The organism is Butyrivibrio sp. VCD2006, assembly GCF_000423925.1.
GTDB lineage: Bacteria > Bacillota > Clostridia > Lachnospirales > Lachnospiraceae > Butyrivibrio.
Map to the genome: position 1 here is coordinate 56,001 of NZ_AUIX01000008.1, position 17,986 is coordinate 73,986.

The 17,986-nt window shown below is 41.1% G+C and carries 19 protein-coding genes; 18 read left to right on the plus strand and 1 reads right to left on the minus strand.

From position 1 onward, the window contains the following. Positions 1-22 precede the first annotated feature (22 nt). The 8 genes from G586_RS21820 (at position 23) to G586_RS0105170 (ending at position 6,919) form a co-directional block, all read left to right on the plus strand. Positions 23-550 (plus strand): bifunctional adenosylcobinamide kinase/adenosylcobinamide-phosphate guanylyltransferase, encoded by a 528-nt coding sequence (locus G586_RS21820; protein WP_035772556.1) that lies wholly within the window; start codon positions 23-25, stop codon positions 548-550. A 3-nt stretch (positions 551-553) separates the two neighbouring features. Then, positions 554-1,336 (plus strand): adenosylcobinamide-GDP ribazoletransferase, encoded by a 783-nt coding sequence (locus tag G586_RS0105140; RefSeq protein WP_026526869.1) that lies wholly within the window; start codon positions 554-556, stop codon positions 1,334-1,336. A gap of 6 nt (positions 1,337-1,342) precedes the next feature. Continuing rightward, positions 1,343-2,362, plus strand: a complete 1,020-nt coding sequence (cbiB, locus tag G586_RS0105145; RefSeq protein WP_051204562.1) for an adenosylcobinamide-phosphate synthase CbiB — start codon at positions 1,343-1,345, stop codon at positions 2,360-2,362. An 11-nt stretch (positions 2,363-2,373) separates the two neighbouring features. Then, positions 2,374-3,435: a pyridoxal phosphate-dependent aminotransferase gene (locus G586_RS0105150; protein WP_026526871.1), complete on the plus strand. Its 1,062-nt coding sequence runs from the start codon at positions 2,374-2,376 to the stop codon at positions 3,433-3,435. A gap of 127 nt (positions 3,436-3,562) precedes the next feature. Beyond that, a complete protein-coding gene (locus G586_RS0105155) occupies positions 3,563-4,180 on the plus strand; it encodes a GDSL-type esterase/lipase family protein (protein WP_026526872.1) in 618 nt (205 codons plus the stop codon). A 117-nt stretch (positions 4,181-4,297) separates the two neighbouring features. Beyond that, positions 4,298-4,522, plus strand: a complete 225-nt coding sequence (locus tag G586_RS0105160; RefSeq protein ID WP_026526873.1) for a hypothetical protein — start codon at positions 4,298-4,300, stop codon at positions 4,520-4,522. Between the two features lie 28 nt (positions 4,523-4,550). Continuing rightward, positions 4,551-5,825, plus strand: coding sequence for an O-acetylhomoserine aminocarboxypropyltransferase/cysteine synthase family protein (locus G586_RS0105165; RefSeq protein ID WP_026526874.1), 1,275 nt, complete (start codon positions 4,551-4,553; stop codon positions 5,823-5,825). A gap of 251 nt (positions 5,826-6,076) precedes the next feature. Beyond that, positions 6,077-6,919, plus strand: coding sequence for a hypothetical protein (locus tag G586_RS0105170; protein WP_155834025.1), 843 nt, complete (start codon positions 6,077-6,079; stop codon positions 6,917-6,919). A gap of 58 nt (positions 6,920-6,977) precedes the next feature. Here the strand turns inward: G586_RS0105170 and G586_RS0105175 are convergent, their stop codons facing one another. Next, positions 6,978-8,204, minus strand: coding sequence for a ribonuclease H-like domain-containing protein (locus G586_RS0105175; protein WP_026526876.1), 1,227 nt, complete (start codon positions 8,202-8,204; stop codon positions 6,978-6,980). 256 nt (positions 8,205-8,460) lie between these two features. Here G586_RS0105175 and rsxC point away from each other — a divergent pair, with 256 nt between their 5' ends. The 10 genes from rsxC (at position 8,461) to G586_RS24665 (ending at position 17,983) form a co-directional block, all read left to right on the plus strand. Beyond that, positions 8,461-9,777, plus strand: a complete 1,317-nt coding sequence (gene rsxC, locus G586_RS0105180) for an electron transport complex subunit RsxC (RefSeq protein ID WP_026526877.1) — start codon at positions 8,461-8,463, stop codon at positions 9,775-9,777. Between the two features lie 16 nt (positions 9,778-9,793). Next, positions 9,794-10,744, plus strand: coding sequence for an RnfABCDGE type electron transport complex subunit D (locus tag G586_RS0105185; protein ID WP_026526878.1), 951 nt, complete (start codon positions 9,794-9,796; stop codon positions 10,742-10,744). Beyond that, complete coding sequence (locus G586_RS0105190; RefSeq protein ID WP_035772559.1) at positions 10,741-11,343, plus strand: RnfABCDGE type electron transport complex subunit G; 603 nt, start codon at positions 10,741-10,743, stop codon at positions 11,341-11,343. Before G586_RS0105185 ends, G586_RS0105190 begins: the two co-directional genes overlap by 4 nt. A 10-nt stretch (positions 11,344-11,353) precedes the next feature. Continuing rightward, positions 11,354-12,268, plus strand: coding sequence for an electron transport complex subunit RsxE (gene rsxE, locus G586_RS21825; protein ID WP_081674207.1), 915 nt, complete (start codon positions 11,354-11,356; stop codon positions 12,266-12,268). Beyond that, entirely contained in the window at positions 12,265-12,852 is a 588-nt protein-coding gene (locus G586_RS0105200) for an RnfABCDGE type electron transport complex subunit A (RefSeq protein ID WP_026526880.1), read from the plus strand. Before rsxE ends, G586_RS0105200 begins: the two co-directional genes overlap by 4 nt. A 110-nt stretch (positions 12,853-12,962) precedes the next feature. Next, positions 12,963-13,760: an RnfABCDGE type electron transport complex subunit B gene (locus tag G586_RS0105205; RefSeq protein ID WP_330363239.1), complete on the plus strand. Its 798-nt coding sequence runs from the start codon at positions 12,963-12,965 to the stop codon at positions 13,758-13,760. A gap of 139 nt (positions 13,761-13,899) precedes the next feature. After that, positions 13,900-14,685, plus strand: a complete 786-nt coding sequence (locus G586_RS0105210; RefSeq protein ID WP_026526882.1) for a heparan-alpha-glucosaminide N-acetyltransferase — start codon at positions 13,900-13,902, stop codon at positions 14,683-14,685. 56 nt (positions 14,686-14,741) lie between these two features. Beyond that, positions 14,742-15,224, plus strand: a complete 483-nt coding sequence (locus tag G586_RS0105215) for a hypothetical protein (protein ID WP_026526883.1) — start codon at positions 14,742-14,744, stop codon at positions 15,222-15,224. A gap of 114 nt (positions 15,225-15,338) precedes the next feature. After that, positions 15,339-16,754 (plus strand): pyruvate kinase, encoded by a 1,416-nt coding sequence (gene pyk / locus G586_RS0105220; RefSeq protein ID WP_026526884.1) that lies wholly within the window; start codon positions 15,339-15,341, stop codon positions 16,752-16,754. Continuing rightward, positions 16,754-17,983, plus strand: coding sequence for an N-acetylmuramoyl-L-alanine amidase (locus G586_RS24665; RefSeq protein WP_051204564.1), 1,230 nt, complete (start codon positions 16,754-16,756; stop codon positions 17,981-17,983). The genes pyk and G586_RS24665 overlap by 1 nt, the downstream gene beginning before the upstream one ends. Positions 17,984-17,986: the final 3 nt, after the last annotated feature.

A 17,986-nucleotide genomic window follows, 5' to 3' on the forward strand; every position in this document is an offset into this window, starting at 1 on the left:
TGTAATACACGGAGTAGCCTAAATGACAGTTTTGATAATTGGTGTACCGGACAGCGGTAAATCCCAAAAAGCTGAGGAGATAGCAGTTAAGCTCGCAGGCGGTGGACAAAAACTATATATTGCGACGATGATACCCTTTGGAGATGAAGGGAAAAAGAGAGTTGAAAAGCACAGAAAGCTTCGCGAGGGCAAGGGCTTTGAAACAATAGAATGTCCCGTAAAAATAGATGAGCTTAGCGCAAAAGACAGTCGCATTGAAGGCGCCACTTGTCTTTTGGAGTGTATGTCAAACCTCATAGGAAACGAAATGCATTCTGATTCTAACAAGGATATATCAGATGAGGAACTATCAAAGAAGATTGCGGATTCTGTTCTGGTACTTAGGGATAGGGCAAAGAATCTTGTTATTGTATCTAATAGCTTCCCGATTGATGATCTCTCATATGATGAGGACACAAAAAGATATTGCTCACTTGTTTTAATGGTTAATGAAGCGCTAAAAAAATATGCGGATGAGATTCACGAATTTGCAGATGAAAGGTGGACTTAAAGCTTGAGCGTTTTAAGAAGTTTAATAATTTCATTTTCAATGTATTCAAGAATTCCAATGCCGATTTTTAATTGGGATGAGAAGGATATGAAGCATGTGATAACTTTTCTGCCGTTTATTGGAGCTGTGATAGGAGCTATTGATTTTGCAATAATAAGGATAGGAAGTATTTTAGAATTCCCTTGTATGGTAATGACACTTCTTCTTACTCTGATTCCCATTCTTGTGACAGGTGGATTTCATATTGATGGCTTTATGGATGTTCAGGATGCACTTAAATCATATCAGTCAAAAGAGAAAAAGCTGGAAATCATGAAGGATCCGCACATTGGAGCTTTTGCGGTGATAAGCGTTATAAGCCTTGGACTAATTTGGATAACAGCTTTATATCTTATTGTTTATAACTCAATTAAGCTTGAGAATCCCGGCATCCTATATGTTTATAGTGTGGAATTTACACTGGTAAGGGCTGCCTGCGGCATCACCTGCCTCATTTTTAATGGAGCTAAAAAGGATGGCATGCTTAATATGGAGACAGGAAAGGCAGGACGAATAGATATTATATTTCTGTTTATTCAGGCTTTTTTGGCATTCCTCGTAATGCTTTTAATAAAGCCGGTTATGGGTGCTGTCTTAGTGGCAGTTCTATTTTTGTATTTGATTATTTACAAAGAAACCTGTGATAAAAATTTTGGTGGCGTAACAGGAGATACTGCGGGTTATTTTATAGTGACGGGAGAATGTATACTAACTGTGGCGCTTTGCTTTATTTCATTTTGGGGATAGATTTACATGAATTTTTTTGACTTAAAAGATAACATTTTCGCTGCACATATAATTGCTTTTTTAATAGGAGTTCTTCTTGACAGGCTCATCGGAGATCCTATGAATTTTCCGCATCCTATAAGACTTATTGGGAATCTTATAAGTTTACTGGAAAAGACATTTCTTGGCGAAAAAGGTAAAGAGGGGCAAAAAAGGGATAGTAAAAAAGAATTCAGAAGAGGGATTCTTTTTTGCCTTATCGTAATCGTGACAACGGCAGCTGTATGCGCCATCATCATGTTCGTATCCTATAGGCTGAATATATACTTTGGTATTCTGATCGAAAGCATTTTGACCTGTTATATTCTCGCGGCAAAGAGTCTTAAGGATGAGAGTATGAAGGTGTATTATGCACTAAAAAACGGAACGCTTGAAGATGCCCGTTTTGCAGTTTCCATGATAGTAGGGAGAGATACGAAAACTCTTGATGAAAATGGAATAACAAGAGCTGCTGTTGAGACTGTTGCTGAAAATACATCAGATGGTGTTATAGCTCCTTTGATTTATACCTTTATCGGCGGCCCTGTTCTTGGCTTTGCCTATAAAGCTGTAAACACAATGGATTCAATGGTTGGATATCACAATGACAGGTTTGAATTTTTCGGGAAAACCGCAGCCAAAACAGATGATGTATTTAATTATATTCCGGCAAGAATATGTGCATATCTCATGATTGTGGCAGCATTTATAGGAGGCCCTGATTTTAGCGGAAGAGATGCAATTAAGATTTTTAAAAGGGACAGATATAATCACAAAAGTCCAAATTCAGCCCAGGCAGAGAGCGTCTGCGCGGGAGCTTTGGGCGTGAGACTTGCAGGGGATGCATATTATTTTGGAAAGCTTGTAAAGAAACCGTTCATCGGTGATCCTAAAAGAGAGATTGAGTGCGAAGATATTGAGAGAGCCTGCAGGCTTATGTATATAGCTGAGGTTCTTTTCGTAGACCTTATGCTCCTGATAGTTCTTTTTATTGCTTTGATTATGTAAAGGAGAATGATTTGCTTCACGGCGGAGAGATTTACGATAAGAAAATTGAATATGATTTTTCGGTTAATCTTAATCCTTATCCATGCCCTATGGAAGTGAAGAGTGCGATAAATGAGGCAATAAAGGATATAGATAAATACCCTGATATGTCTCAGAGAAAATTCAGAAAAGCTGTATCGGACGCGGAAAACGAATATCTGAAAAAATGCTATGACTTAGAAAAAAGCATAACCCCTGACATGGTTATAGGAGGAAATGGTGCGTCCGAGCTTATTTTTTCAATTGTGAGGATGATTAATCCCAAAAAGGTTCTTATCCCTGTTCCGAGTTTTTATGGATATCGTCATGCATTAAATGAGAACATATTCGTTAATGAATACCTGCTAAGAAAAGAGAATGATTTTGCTCTAACAGAAAAATTTGCAGATGAGATAACCTGTGATACAGACCTTGTAATTATCGCTAATCCTAATAATCCTACAGGGAAATGCATTGATGGAAATATGCTTGGAGCGATAGTAAAAAGATGCAATGAGACAAATACGGCTCTTTTAATAGATGAATGCTTTCTTCGTTTATCAGATGGAAATGTGAGTGCACTTGGATTTATAAATGAATGTAACAGACTATTTGTTGTAAGCGCATATACAAAGCTTTTTTCAGTACCGGGAGTAAGGCTTGGATACGTGGTTTCTTCCGAAAAGAACATCGATAAGCTAAGGCGTTTTTTACCTGAGTGGAATCTTTCTGTATTTGCTGAACGTGTTGGAATTGCTTGCGCGGGGATATTGACAGGCTCTGATTTTGAAGAAAAATCAAAAGCATTGATCAGAGAAGAAAGAGTAAACCTTACAGGAGCACTGAGAGAAAAAGGAATAAGAGTCTATCCTTCAGATGCAAATTACATTCTTGTGCATAGTAAAAGTGATTTGTATGAGCTTTTACTGGGGAAAGGATTTCTCATAAGGGATTGCTCAAATTTTAAAGGACTATCAAAGGGATTTTACAGAATTGCCGTTAAGGACAAAGAAGCAAACCGGGAGTTTATAAATGCGCTAAATGCTATAGTTTAGAGTATCTTATATAAAGCTTATACCTACCGATAAGATATACTGCTTTTACATAAAAGGTGGACAATTTTAAACTGATATTAGCAAATAGATGATGCTTATGTAGTTTAAATGATTATGAGAGGTTACTATGAAACAGGTATTAGCTTTTGGCGATTCAAATACATGGGGGCTTATCCCGGGCACAACGCCTTATGAGAGATATCCCTGGGGAGTAAGATGGACAAGTATTTTACAGGAAAAGAGAAAGGATGTCAGAGTCATTGAAGAGGGACTCTGCGGAAGAACTACCATATTTGAGGATGAACTAAGACCCGGAAGAAAAGGAATAAATTCCCTGTCGGTTCTTCTTGAGAGTCACTATCCTATAGACAGCGCGATAATAATGCTTGGGACAAATGACTGCAAAAGCTTTTATAATGTATCAGCAAACACAATTGGAAAAGGCATAGAGAAATGCTTGGACGTCCTTGAGGAATATGTAAAGCCCGAGAATATTCTTCTTATTTCACCCATAAATCTTGGGGCAGATGTATGGAAGCCCGAAAAGGATCCTGAATTTGATAAAAGATCAGTTGAGACCAGCAAAAAACTTAAGGATGTTTACAAAAGGATTGCTGATAAGAAAGGCGTGAAATTCCTTGCTGCGTCAGATTATGTTGATCCAAGTGATATAGACAATGAGCATATGGATGTGAATTCTCACAGAGTTTTTGCTGATGTCGTTAATGACAATTTGAATATTTAAAAAAGAAGCTGCATTTGTTTAGGACAGATGCGGCTTTTATATTGTATAATTAAAGACGTGGTTTTTTACCATGTGATGCTACAATATTATCCAGGAGAATGAGGCGCAGATTTTAATATGTTGGATATATTCATTTTAATAGGGGCAACAACCCTTACATTAAGTGGAATAGTAGGTGCTATCCTTATGATCTCATGGCCGAAGAAGCCTCAGCCTATAAAGGAAATGCATCTTAAATGGAAAATACCGTTACTTATTGAGGCACTATTAGTTGTGGTAACACTTGCGATGGCAATTTTAAGCCTTGTTTTTTGGTTCAAGGCCGGAAGACCATCATTATAAAATATGTCTATGGAGGAGTATCAGAATTATGAAAGACTTTAAATTAAACACAAAATGTGTTCAGGGAGGCTACACTCCGGGAAACGGAGAGCCGAGACAGATCCCGATCGTACAGTCTACAACCTTTAAATATGCTACAAGCAGCGATATGGGAAAGCTGTTTGATTTAGAGGCTTCAGGTTATTTCTACACAAGACTTCAGAATCCTACAAATGATTATGTTGCAGCAAAAATTGCTGAACTTGAGGGAGGAACAGCAGCAATGCTTACATCTTCCGGACAGGCAGCTAATTTTTTTGCACTTTTTAATATCTGCGAAGCAGGAGATCACATTGTATCTTCAGCATCTATCTATGGCGGCACATTTAACCTTATCGCTGTAACCATGGCAAAGATGGGAATTACAGTTACTTTCGTTTCACCTGATGCTACAGATGAAGAGCTCGACGCAGCTTTCCAGGACAACACAAAGGTTGTATTTGGTGAGACAATTGCTAATCCTGCACTTACAGTTCTTGATATCGAGAGATTTGCAAATGCGGCACACAGACATGGTGTTCCGCTTGTGATTGATAACACATTCCCTACACCTGTTAACTGCAGACCTATTGAGTGGGGAGCTGATATAGTTACACATTCCACAACTAAGTATATGGATGGTCACGGAGCAGCAGTAGGCGGAGCAATAGTTGATTCCGGTAAATTTGACTGGATGGCTCATGCTGATAAGTTCCCCGGACTCACACAGCCTGATGAATCCTATCACGGAATCGTATATGCTGAGAAGTTTGGAAAAGAAGGTGCATTCATAACAAAGGCAACAACACAGCTTATGAGAGACCTTGGAAGCATCCAGTCACCTCAGCATGCATTCTACTTAAATCTTGGACTTGAATCACTGCATGTACGCATGCCTCGTCATGTTGAAAATGGTACAGCGGTTGCCGAGTTCCTTGAGAAGCATCCCAAAGTGGTAAAAGTTAACTATCCCGGACTTGCATCTGATCCTTACTACGAGAGAGCAATGAAGTACATGGGTAACGGCGGATGCGGAGTTGTATCCTTTGAGATTGAGGGCGGAAGAAAAGCTGCTGAAGAATTCATGGGCAAATTGAAGCTCTGCGCAATCGAGACTCACGTAGCAGATGCCAGAACCTGCTGCCTGAATCCCGCAACTTCAACTCACAGACAGCTCACCGATGAGCAGCTTGAAGCAGCAGGAATACCTGCAGGACTTATCAGAATCAGCTGCGGTCTTGAGGACAAAGAGGACCTTATCGCAGATATCGAGCAGGCACTTTAATTGTTGCCCTCATCCGCCCTTCGGGCACCTTCCCCCAAAGGGGGAAGGCAAAATAAAAATTCTTCTCACCAAGGGGAAGGTAAAATAAAAAGCCTTCCCCCTGTGGGGGAAGGTGGCGCGTAGCGCCGGATGAGGGGATATTGTTCTTAATTTGCCAAGTATGCCTGTATATGTTAATCTATATATGTTTTTACGAAGAGTCGGTAACGACTCTTCGTTTTTGAGGGGACTAAAAAATTATGGAGGGAAGTATGGAAAAAGAAAACTTATTTAAGAGAATTGTTTCTACAGTTCTCGCAACAGCACTAATTGTGGGGAGTGCTGCATTCACACCCGAATTTGCAACAGAGGCACACGCTGAGGCTTTTACACCTTGTAATATTTCTATGGTTGCAAATGCAGAGAATGGAAATAATACTCCCGGAATTTTCACAATGCCGACCAAGGTTCAGCATGAGAGTAGAGAGAACAAGCCTTATCCCAAGGATCAGAAGGGCTACTTTAAATTCACATTAGCTGAGGATTCATGGGTATATTTTGCTCTTTCAACTTCTGATCATGGAGAGGATGATATTAACGTTACTACAAAACTTTACGGTGACGAGAACATGTCCAATCAGATTGCTGAAGTAAAGTATACATACTATAACAGCAAGAGCACAAATGCATCTGCTTTCCTGAAAAAAGGTACCTACTACGGATATGTATATGCTGAATTCGGTGCACTTTTCGGATATTTTGAAGGCAATGTAAATGTCATCGGCTTTGGTGTTCCGCTCAAGAATTGCTTCAACATAACTCAGAAAAAGAAGAAGAATAAGACAATCGTTAAGATTGACAATGCTCTTGGTCAGTACAGCAAATATATGCAGTGTATTCCTAAGGGAGTTGGAAGTCAGTCTTTATACAATGACCGCATCTGGAAGGATAGTGGTCGATGGTGGGGTGATAAGAAGACAAAGGTTCTTGAGTGCAACGAGAATAACCAGTACACCTTCACAGTAAAGAAAAAGTCCAAAAAGTACACTGTTATGCTTGAGGATATGAATGGAAACAGATGGCAGAAGACATTTAAGGTAAAGGTTAAGAAATAAGAATAATTTAAAATGGGAATCATCGTTATCCGATGGTTCCCATTTTTTTCTCATAACTTTATGCATTCGCAATTATATGTGCAAGAACATGTACTGCATACAGACTCATTGCAGCTCGGCTTTGCTTGATCTCATCGGTTAGTTCAAAATACATCGACTTATCATTGTAAGCCCATCTGAAAATAGGAGAGAAAATCGCATCCCATTCCTTAAGATACTGCCCGGGTTTTCTTGTGTAGCAGTTAGCTGCGGTGGCCTGCTCTCTGTGAGATTTATCAACAAACTGTGCTACTGATTTATGTAATGCCTGATCTTCAGCAGGAAGATAATAGTAATCCTTATAATTGTTGTAGAAATATTTTAGTTCTGCTTCAAGAAGCGGAATACGTATAGTTGCGCTGTCTCCCTCAGCCTTGAAATAGCAGCCGTCAACTGTTCCGCCTACGGAGGATGGAAGTGTATCGGGAAGAGATACCTTCATAAGTATTTCTTCTTTTTTTACTCCATTTATATCATTGTAGTAATTGGCCTGTACCTTCATTGCACGGATCGGAAGATCGATAACCGCATCCGGATTCTCATTATCTGAGCTCTCGTCAATGGAGAAGCCTGTGCGGACCTGTGGAAATACAGTGGCATCTGTTTTAAAAAGAATGACCTTTTGATTAAGTAGCTGCTGAAACAGATCGTGATAGTACAGTGCCGGCAAAAGTGCGAACATACCACGCACATCATCCGCGTTATGAAGCATCAAAAGATCATAGTAATGCTCGTTTCTATCAATGAGATAATCCTTGTAGACTCTGATTAGTTCACCACCCGTGTAAACGTCAGTCCTGTCTATTCCAAGGAAAAGCTCAATGGTTTTCTGCTTGCAATCCGGAATTCCGAGGATGTTTTTATATGGAGCCAGACGTTTATAAATGTCGATGGATTTGAAATCATCAAGTACATCTCTGATGCGGAAGCGCTCACACTTAAACTTGATAAATGGAAGATCAAATCTATCACCGTTAAAATGAAGAAGCACTTTAAAGTCTCTAGCAAATTCCATAAATGCCTTAATAAGAGCATCTTCCTCACCACGTTTGTCGGCAAAGTACTGGCGAAGATGCCAGGCGTCATTCCTGAAATAAGCGCAGCCGATCAGATAAAGCATACTACTTTTGGGAGAGAGCCCTGTAGTCTCAATATCTATGAAAAGTATTTCACCGGGATCATTGCAAATTCTGCTTAAGGGATATTCCTCTGCGATATTTTGGATTATTTCATCGACAATTTTCATACCAAATCTCCACAAAATTCATGTAAATCTATAAACATTTTAATTGTAGCACACAAATAGTGAAAATAAATGAGTATATTTCTTATTAAAATCTGACTAATTCTATAAAGTTGTAGTATAATAACTTCAGTATGTTATTCGTTTAGAATAATTATTCGGGGTTGGGGGGAGTTTCTTTTATATTTTCCATATTTTGAATAACTTAATTCTGAACAAAAAAATAGCCTTATATGGCAATAAAAAGAAAGGGTAGGAAATGGCTAAATTAACTTTTGTGGGAGGCGTGCATCCTTACGAAGGCAAAGAGCTCTCTAAGGATAAACCCATCAAAGAAGTCCTGCCAAAAGGTGATCTTGTCTATCCGGTATCTCAGCATATCGGGGCACCTGCTAAGCCTATTGTTGAAAAAGGCGACCATGTGCTGGTTGGACAGAAGATTGCCGAAGCAGGGGGCTTCGTCTCAGCACCAATCTATGCAACAGTATCCGGAACAGTCAAGGGAATTGAAAAGAGAAGACTGGCTACTGGCGGTATGTGCGACTGCATTATCGTTGAAAATGACGGTCTCTACGAGGAAGGCGAGATGCTTCCTACCAAGCCCTTGGAGGAACTGACAACTCAGGAAAAGATTGACCTTATAAGAGAGGCCGGAGTTGTTGGAATGGGAGGCGCAGGATTCCCTACTGCTGTCAAATTATCTCCAAAGGAACCTGAAAAAATTGAATATGTAATTGCAAACTGCTCTGAATGTGAGCCGTACCTTACCAGTGATTATCGTCGTATGGTTGAGGAACCCGAGCTCCTTTTGAGCGGACTTCGCATTGCTGTTTCACTTTTCCCTAATGCGAGAGGAATTCTTGCAATAGAGGATAATAAACCGGATTGTATAGCTAAATTCCGTGAGCTTACCAAGGATGACGATAAGATCATGGTTAAGGCTCTTCAGACCAAATATCCTGAGGGTGCCGAGCGTATGCTTATTTATGCATGCACAAAAAGGGAAATCAATTCATCAATGCTTCCTGCAGATGCGGGCTGCATAGTTGACAATGTAGATACTCTTTGTGCTGTAAGCAGAGCTGTAACCGAGGGAAGACCTCTGATGGAGAGAATCGTTACCATCACCGGTGATGCTGTTGCTGATCCCAGAAACTATAAGGTCAGAATCGGAACAAATTACAGAGAGCTTTTGGATGATGCAGGCGGTTTTGTTAAAAATCCTGCCAAGATCATATCCGGTGGTCCCATGATGGGATTTGCGCTGTTTGACCTGGATGTTCCTACAACCAAGACTGCTTCGGCGCTTACCTGCTTAACTGAAGATGCTGTTTCTGCTATGGAGCCCAGCGCCTGCATTAATTGTGCAAAGTGCGTTGATGTCTGCCCTGAGAGACTTATTCCCAAGAATCTTGCGGACGACGTTGAAAACGGACAGGAAGAGAAGTTCCTTGCAGAGTATGGTATGGAATGCTGCGAATGCGGTTGCTGCAGTTATATCTGTCCCGCAAGAAGACAGCTCACTCAGCTGATTAAGGGTATGCGTAAGATACAGCTTGGAAAACGGAAGAAGTAACAGAAAGGAAAAAACAATGAGCGATATGATGAAAGTTTCGTCAAATCCGCATGTTCGGTCCGGTGTGACAACTTCAAACATTATGATGTGGGTTGTCATTGCACTTCTTCCGGCTGCCGGATTTGGCATATACAATTTCGGAATCGATGCACTGATTATCCTGGTACTTTCAGTAGCAAGTACAGTGCTCACCGAGTTTATCTATGAGATTTTAATGCAGAAAAAGGTTACAATTGGCGATTTTTCCGCGGTTGTTACAGGCCTTCTCCTTGGAATGAACCTGCCTTGCACAGCGCCCTGGTGGCTTCCGATCATCGGCGGCGTGTTTGCGATTCTTGTTGTAAAGATGCTCTTTGGAGGTCTTGGACAGAACTTCATGAATCCGGCACTTGGTGCAAGATGCTTTTTGCTGATTTCATTCCCTGCACTTATGACAAACTTCACAACAGATACTTATACATCACCTACACCTCTTGCAGCTTTAAAGGCAGGAGAGGAAGTAAGCGTTATCAATATGATCATCGGTAAGATCCCTGGCACTATAGGTGAGACTTCAATGATAGCTATAGTCATTGGCGCCTGCATCCTTATCATGCTTGGAATAATAGATCTCAAGATACCGGGAACATATATTGCTTCCTTCGTGATATTTGTTGTGCTCTTTGGCGGACATGGTCTTAACGGCACATATATTTCCGCACAGCTTGCAGGTGGCGGACTTATGCTCGGTGCATTCTTCATGGCAACTGACTATGTAACAAGTCCTATAACAACAAAGGGTAAATATATCTACGGAGTTTTCCTCGGTGTACTCACCGGAATTTTCCGTGTATTTGGATCCTCCGCAGAGGGTGTTTCCTATGCGATCATAATCGGTAATCTGATCGTTCCGCTTATCGAGAAGTACACAATCCCGAGAGCATTCGGTATCAGACCCGTAGAAAAGAAGGAGGAGAAAAAAGCATGACAGATATAAAAACAATGCTGAAAAATGCACTCATTCTTTTCATAATCACTTTAGTAGCAGGTGTTTCTCTTGGATTTGTATATCAGATCACAAAGGATCCTATTGCATACCAGGAAGAGCTTGCTCAGATTAAGGCTAATCAGGCAGTTTTCCCTGATGCAGCAAATTTTGAAGATATTGCCCTTGATGAGGCTACAGCTGCATCTGTTTTGAGCGGACCTGATTATGGCAAGATTGAAATTAACAGCGTGAAAAAGGCTGTTGATGGCTCAGGCAACGGACTAGGCTACGTGGTTCAGGTTACCAGTGGTGGTTACGGAGATAAGATTGTATTTACTGTTGGTATCACAAACGATTCTCAGGTAAATGGAATTTCTCTTATTTCCATAAATGAGACTCCCGGTCTTGGTATGAATGCAGAGAAGGTTCTTGTACCTCAGTTTGCAGGAAAACCGGCTTCTGAGTTTGCGGTAACAAAAAATGCACCTGCTTCTGATAGTGAGATTGAAGCCATTTCAGGCGCAACCATTACATCTAAAGCAGTAACTTATGGCGTAAATGCAGCAGTTGCTTATTTTAACGCTGCTCTTAACGGTTAAGGAGGTTCGTATGAGTGAAGGAAAAAAAGGAGCCTTGGGCTTTACACAGGACACTCCTATCGAGCGCTTCCTGAATGGCCTTGTAGTTGAGAACCCTACATTGGTTCTCATGATCGGTATGTGTCCCACACTTGCTGTTACAACTTCAGCCATTAACGGTGTAACAATGGGACTTGCCACAACCTTTGTTTTGGCACTTAGTAATGCTGTTATATCACTTCTTAGAAAAGTGATTCCGGATACGGTGCGTATTCCTGCATTTATTGTAGTTATCGCATCCTTTGTTACATTGGTTCAGCTGGTTATGCAGGCTTATGTTCCTGTAATGTATGATGCTCTTGGCGTTTACATTCCGCTGATCGTTGTTAACTGTATCATATTCGGAAGAGCAGAGGCTTATGCTTCTAAGCATAATGTTGTACCATCCTTCTTCGATGGAATAGGAATGGGACTTGGATTTACCTGTGCAATCACAGTGATCGGTCTTTTCCGTGAGCTTATCGGTGGCGGCACAATGTTTGATGTTCAGATATTCGGTGAAGGCTCCGTAGTTCCCGGAGCAGTTGGATATTTCTTTAGCCAGTATCAGCCCATCCGTATCTTTATTCAGCAGGCAGGAGCATTCATAGTTCTTGCGGTTCTGATCGCTATAATGAACCAGGTTAAGTTCAATATGGAGAAAAAGGGCAAGGATACATCTAAGTTTGGTGTTGGCGGTTGCTGCAACGACATTGAGATCAAGGATCCCAAGAAGGTTAAGGAAGAACTCCTTGCAAAGGAAAAGGCAGCTGCACTCGAAACAAAGGCAGAAACAATTAAGCCTTCTGACATAAAGGTACCTGAAAAGGAACCTGTTCTGGCGGAGCAGGCAAGTAAAGCTCCAATTAAAGAAGTAATAGTTCCGGGGGAGGAGGATAAGAAATGACAGATACTATAGTAGGACTTTTGTCCATTATGATAACAGCCTCTCTTGTAAACAATGTAGTACTTAGCCAGTTCCTGGGTCTGTGCCCGTTCCTTGGCGTTTCAAGAAAGACAGATACAGCATTCGGTATGGGGATGGCCTGCGTATTCGTAATTTCACTGGCTTCACTTGTTACAAATGCGATTTACAAATTTATACTCTCACCACTTGACTTATCATTTCTTCAGACCATCGTTTTCATCATGGTCATAGCTATGCTGGTTCAGTTCGTTGAGATGTTCCTTAAAAAGTTTGTAGTTTCACTTTATCAGTCACTGGGTGTATATCTTCCCCTTATTACTACAAACTGTGCAGTTCTCGGTGTTGCTCTTAACAACGTAACTGATGGCTACAGCCTTCTTGAGAGCACAATCTGCGGTTTTGCTACAGCAGTTGGTTTTACAATCGCGATAGTAATTCTTGCAGGAATCCGTGAGAAGATTCAGTTTAACGACATTCCCAGACCCTTCAGAGGAATGCCGACTGTACTTCTCGCATCAGCACTTATGGCTATAGCTTTCACTGGATTTTCTGCTCTTAGATGATAACTCTAAGATTTAGAAGACCCTGAGATGTGAGAATTTCCCTGCCTTCCCCTTGGGGGGAAGGTGTCAGCGAAGCTGACGGATGAGGGGCATATAAGGAGATGACAATTATGATTAGTGGTGTACTCATAGCTACGGTAGTAGTAGCCGGTGTCGGTATTCTTATCGGAATAATTCTTGGCGTTGCTGACATGAAGCTGCACGTAGACGTAGATGAGAAAGAACAGGCTATATTAGAAGCTCTTCCGGGAAATAACTGCGGTGGATGCGGATTCCCCGGATGCTCAGGTTGTGCGGCTGCGATAGCAAAGGGCGAAGCTCCCGTTTCACAATGCCCTGTTGGAGGACCTCCTGTTGCAGCTGTTATTTCAGGCATTATGGGTGTTGATGCCGGCGATGCAAAGCGCATGGTTGCATATGTTCATTGCGGCGGCGACTGCGAGCAGGCAACCCAGAGATATGAATATTACGGAGCAAATGATTGCCGCGTGATTAATCAGGTTCCCGGTGCCGGTCCCAAGACTTGTACCTTCGGCTGCCTTGGCGGCGGTAGCTGCGTAAGTGTTTGTCAGTTTGATGCCATCCATGTTGTTAACGGAATAGCAGTAGTTGACAAAGATGCATGTAAGGCATGCGGACAGTGCATAAATATCTGTCCCCGTCATCTGATCGATCTGGTTCCCTATGATGCTACAGAGGTTGTTCGCTGTAAATCAAATGATCCCGGCCAGGCCGTTAACAAGTATTGTAAGGTTGGCTGCATAGCATGCCATATCTGTGAAAAGAATTGTCCTGCCGGTGCCATCACTGTTGAGAACAATGTTGCATCAATAGACCAGGATAAGTGTACACACTGCGGAGCATGCGCAGAGAAATGTCCTAAGAAGGTCATCGAAGTAGTTTCCTGATGTTTAAAAAGATAGGGCAAGAATTTGTGTTGACACTAAGACATTAAATTAATAGAATCATTTTATGGGCTGCTGTCCGGAGTTCTCTGGAAAGCAGCTCATTTTCAAGTAAATGTTGGGAAAGCTATCGGAGAAAAGTATGACATCAAAAGGTAAGAGACTGGAAACAATTGACACGATAAGAGGCATCACCATGATCAGCATGATAATATATCATCTATGCTGGGATCTTAAATTTATTAAGGGATTCAGTATGCCCTGGTATGGCACCTTTGGCACTTATCTGTGGCAACAGAGTATATGCTGGACATTCATAATTATATCCGGCTTTTGCATGCACTTTGCAAGACAACCTCTTAGAAACGGCGCCATAGTATTTCTGTGCGGATTTATAGTAACCTGCATTACATTACTTGCACTTCCGGAATCACCCGTATATTTCGGTGTTCTTACCATGCTCGGATCATCCATGCTTTTTCTTGGATGCTACTTACACTTTTTTAGATCTGAAAAATTCTCATTAAATATTAAAATTGAACCGCTTTTGGGCTTAGTGATTTTCACCCTGTTATTTGCTGCTACTAAGTCAATAAACAGCGGATATCTAAGTCTTGGAGCTTTGAAAATAGGTCTTCCGGAAAGCCTTTATACAGGTGGCCAAAGCGACGGCCTATCCAATATGCATCTAACATACCTTGGATTTATGCAAAATGGCTTTTATTCATCCGATTATTTTTCACTTATGCCATGGTTCTTCTTATTCATGGTAGGATACTTCCTATATGGACTTCTTGAAAAATACTTTGAAACAGGTATTTTCCATGTAGATATAAAGCCTCTTTCCTGGCTTGGTAAGCACTCGCTTATAGTATATATGATTCACCAGCCGATATTGTATGGGGTAACAATGCTGATCGGAAAATAAACATGACTGAAAAGTCTTGGCCAAGGCCAAGGCAATTACTAGATGGAGAGAACAATATGAAAAAAGGTGTTAATAAGGCAGTTATTTTGGGGGTATTATTCGCGTCTGCATTACTCGTATGTCTCGGAGTGATCATTTCTTTGATGGCTATGTCTAATCATCTTAGGGAATTCAAAGTTGATATGTTTGTATTATGTAATGAGGCAGATATCTGCGTTGCCGATGGACCTGAAGGTCAGTTCAGGATAAGCAAGGATAATCTTACTGCGCTTAATGCTCTGGTGGCATCCACAAGAGGAGATTTTACAGTTGGTAATCCTGCCATAGAGGAGCAGTTTAGCATGTCATTTGACCACAATGATGAAAAGTGGGATCTTACTGTAGGAAAAGCAGGTGATAACAAGCTGATGCTCGATCTTGAGGGACCAAGGAAATATAAGCTTTATATTAAGGAAAACAATAAGTATCAGGATATGCTAAGATGTGTATCCGCTAAGGGTTATCATACAGCCAATAAACCCATAAATATTAGTAAGTGATAGTTTAGTATTTAGTTACTGGCTCATTTTAGTCAATATTTATATGGATAAAAAGTTTTATATATATTATATTTATTGAATGACTATGAACATGATTATAGACAGGAGATTTGAATGAGAAAAACCAAGATTGTATGTACTATTGGACCGGCAAGTGAATCTGAGGAGATGATTGCAGCTCTCTGCAAGGCAGGAATGAATGTTGCAAGACTAAACTTTTCACATGGAGATCATGAGGAGCAGCTGACAAGAATTCAGAGGATCAAGAAGATAAGAAAAGAACTTGGTCTTCCGATAGCTATTCTGCTTGATACAAAGGGACCTGAGTACAGAATCGGCACCTTCAAGGATGGTAAGGTTAACCTTGAGGCAGGAAATAAATTCACCTTTACTACTGAAGATATAAAGGGCGATGAGACAATCGTCTCTGTAAGCTACAAGAACCTTGCAAAAGAGCTTTATAAGGGAGACAGAATCCTTCTTAATAATGCGCTTCTTGAGTTTAAGGTTATCAGTACTGATGGAACAAGAATTGAGACTGAGATCGTGACAGGTGGTGAGCTCTCAGATAAGAAGAGTATGAGCTTCCCCGGTAAGCATATTAAGCAGGTTTACCTCTCAGAGCAGGATAAGTCTGACATCCTTTTCGGTGTTGAAAATGACGTAGATTTTATTGCATGCTCATTCGTTTCAGTAAAGCAGGATCTTGTGGATGTTCACAATTTCCTTAAGGCAAACGGCGGAGATGATAAGGTTCAGCTCATTGCGAAAATTGAGAACCAGTCCGGTTTTGACAACATAGAGGAGATTTGTTCTGAGTGTGACGGTATAATGGTTGCCCGCGGAGACATGGGTGTTGAGGTACCCTTCGAGCAGCTTCCTGCGATTCAGAAGGATCTTATTACAAAGTGCCGTATGCTTGGTAAGAGAGTTATCACAGCCACAGAGATGCTTGAGTCTATGATCCACAATCCGCGTCCCACAAGAGCGGAGACTTCCGACGTCGCTAATGCTGTTTATGACGGAACAAGCGCTATAATGCTTTCAGGTGAGACAGCTGCAGGTGCTTATCCTGTTCAGGCTGTTGAGACCATGGCTAAAATTGCTGAGACAACCGAGCAGAACATCCACTATAACAAGAGATTTTATAACTACGACTTCATCATTAAGAACGACGTTGATGCTATATCACATGCGACCTGCGGAATGGCAATTGACCTTGATGCTAAGGTTATAGTTGCCTGCACGCTTTCAGGGCGTACCGCACGTATGGTTTCAAGATTCCGTTCTCCTGTTGATATTATTGGTCTTACAACAAATGAGAAGACCTGGAGATGGCTTTCACTTTCATGGGCCGTTACTCCTAAGATGTGTGACGTATTTCCTTCCACAGACGTACTTTTTTACAGTGCTAAGAAGGTTGCTATTGAGACCTTTGATCTTAAGGAAGGGGATAAAATTGTTATAACCGGCGGTGTTACAAATGGTGAGTCAGGTAATACTAACCTTATTAAAATTGAGGACGTTTAATGAATAAAAAAACAAGAAAGCTGCTGCCATATGCAATCCTTGGGGTGAGCTTTATAGCGCTATTGGCTGTTTTTGTAGCATTTTTGTTTAAGGGCTCAAGTGTAAGCAATAAAAATGCTGAACCGGAAACTGAATTGGCTATGACAGAAGAGAGTGTAGCTTCAGATAATAATGCTGCAGCAGAGAATAGTGTCAGTGCTTCGAATGAAGTTTCAGATTCGAATGAAGTTTCAACCGAGAATGAAGCTGAGTCTGAGAATGGAGCTGTAGCTGAATCGTCTGAAGACAAGAGTGAAGATGATTCTGAGTCCGAAGAAAAAGGAACCGAAAAAATGAGTGATAATTCTGATGAAGAATCTTCTAACAATGCAGATGCTACTTCTGGAGAAAAAGTAGAAGAACTGTCAGAAGAACAGGTTACAGAAGCATCTCAGAGTGAACCTTCACAAAACGAGGGACAACAAACTCAGCAGCAGGTGGCAGAACAGCAGGAAACATCAGCAGACTCTGCAGCACAGGAAGTATCGGAAAATCCCGAAGAAACCGTAGCTCAGGAAACATCTGTAGCGGCTTCAGAACCTGTGGCAACACCTCATACCGGCGGACATCTTGTTGTAATAGATCCTGGCCATCAGGCCAAGGCTATGACAGACAAGGAACCCAATGGTCCCGGTTCGGATAATATGAAGATGAAGGTTACTGCGGGAACAGCAGGAAAAACCACTGGACTTTCCGAGTCACAGCTTAATCTGACTATTGGACTTATGCTTAAGGCTGAGCTTGAAAGCAGAGGATATAATGTCCTTATGACAAGAGAATCTCAGGATGTTAGTCTTAGTAATGTCGACAGAGCACAGATAGCTAATAGTGCAGGTGCTGAGGCGTTTATCAGAATTCATGCCAATGGTTCCGATAATACATCGGTAAACGGTGCACTTACAATATGTCAGACCCCTTCTAATCCATATAATGGAGGACTTCACGATCAGTCAAGAAGGCTTTCTGATTGTGTTCTTGATGCGTATTGCGCATCTACAGGCTTTAAGAAGCAGTATGTATGGGAGACAGACACAATGACCGGTATTAACTGGGCTAATGTGCCTTCTACCATCATAGAAATGGGATATATGTCAAATCCTACTGATGATACCAATATGGCATCACCTGACTATCAGAGACTGATGACAGTAGGAATCGCAAATGGAATTGATAACTACTTTGCACAGTGATCA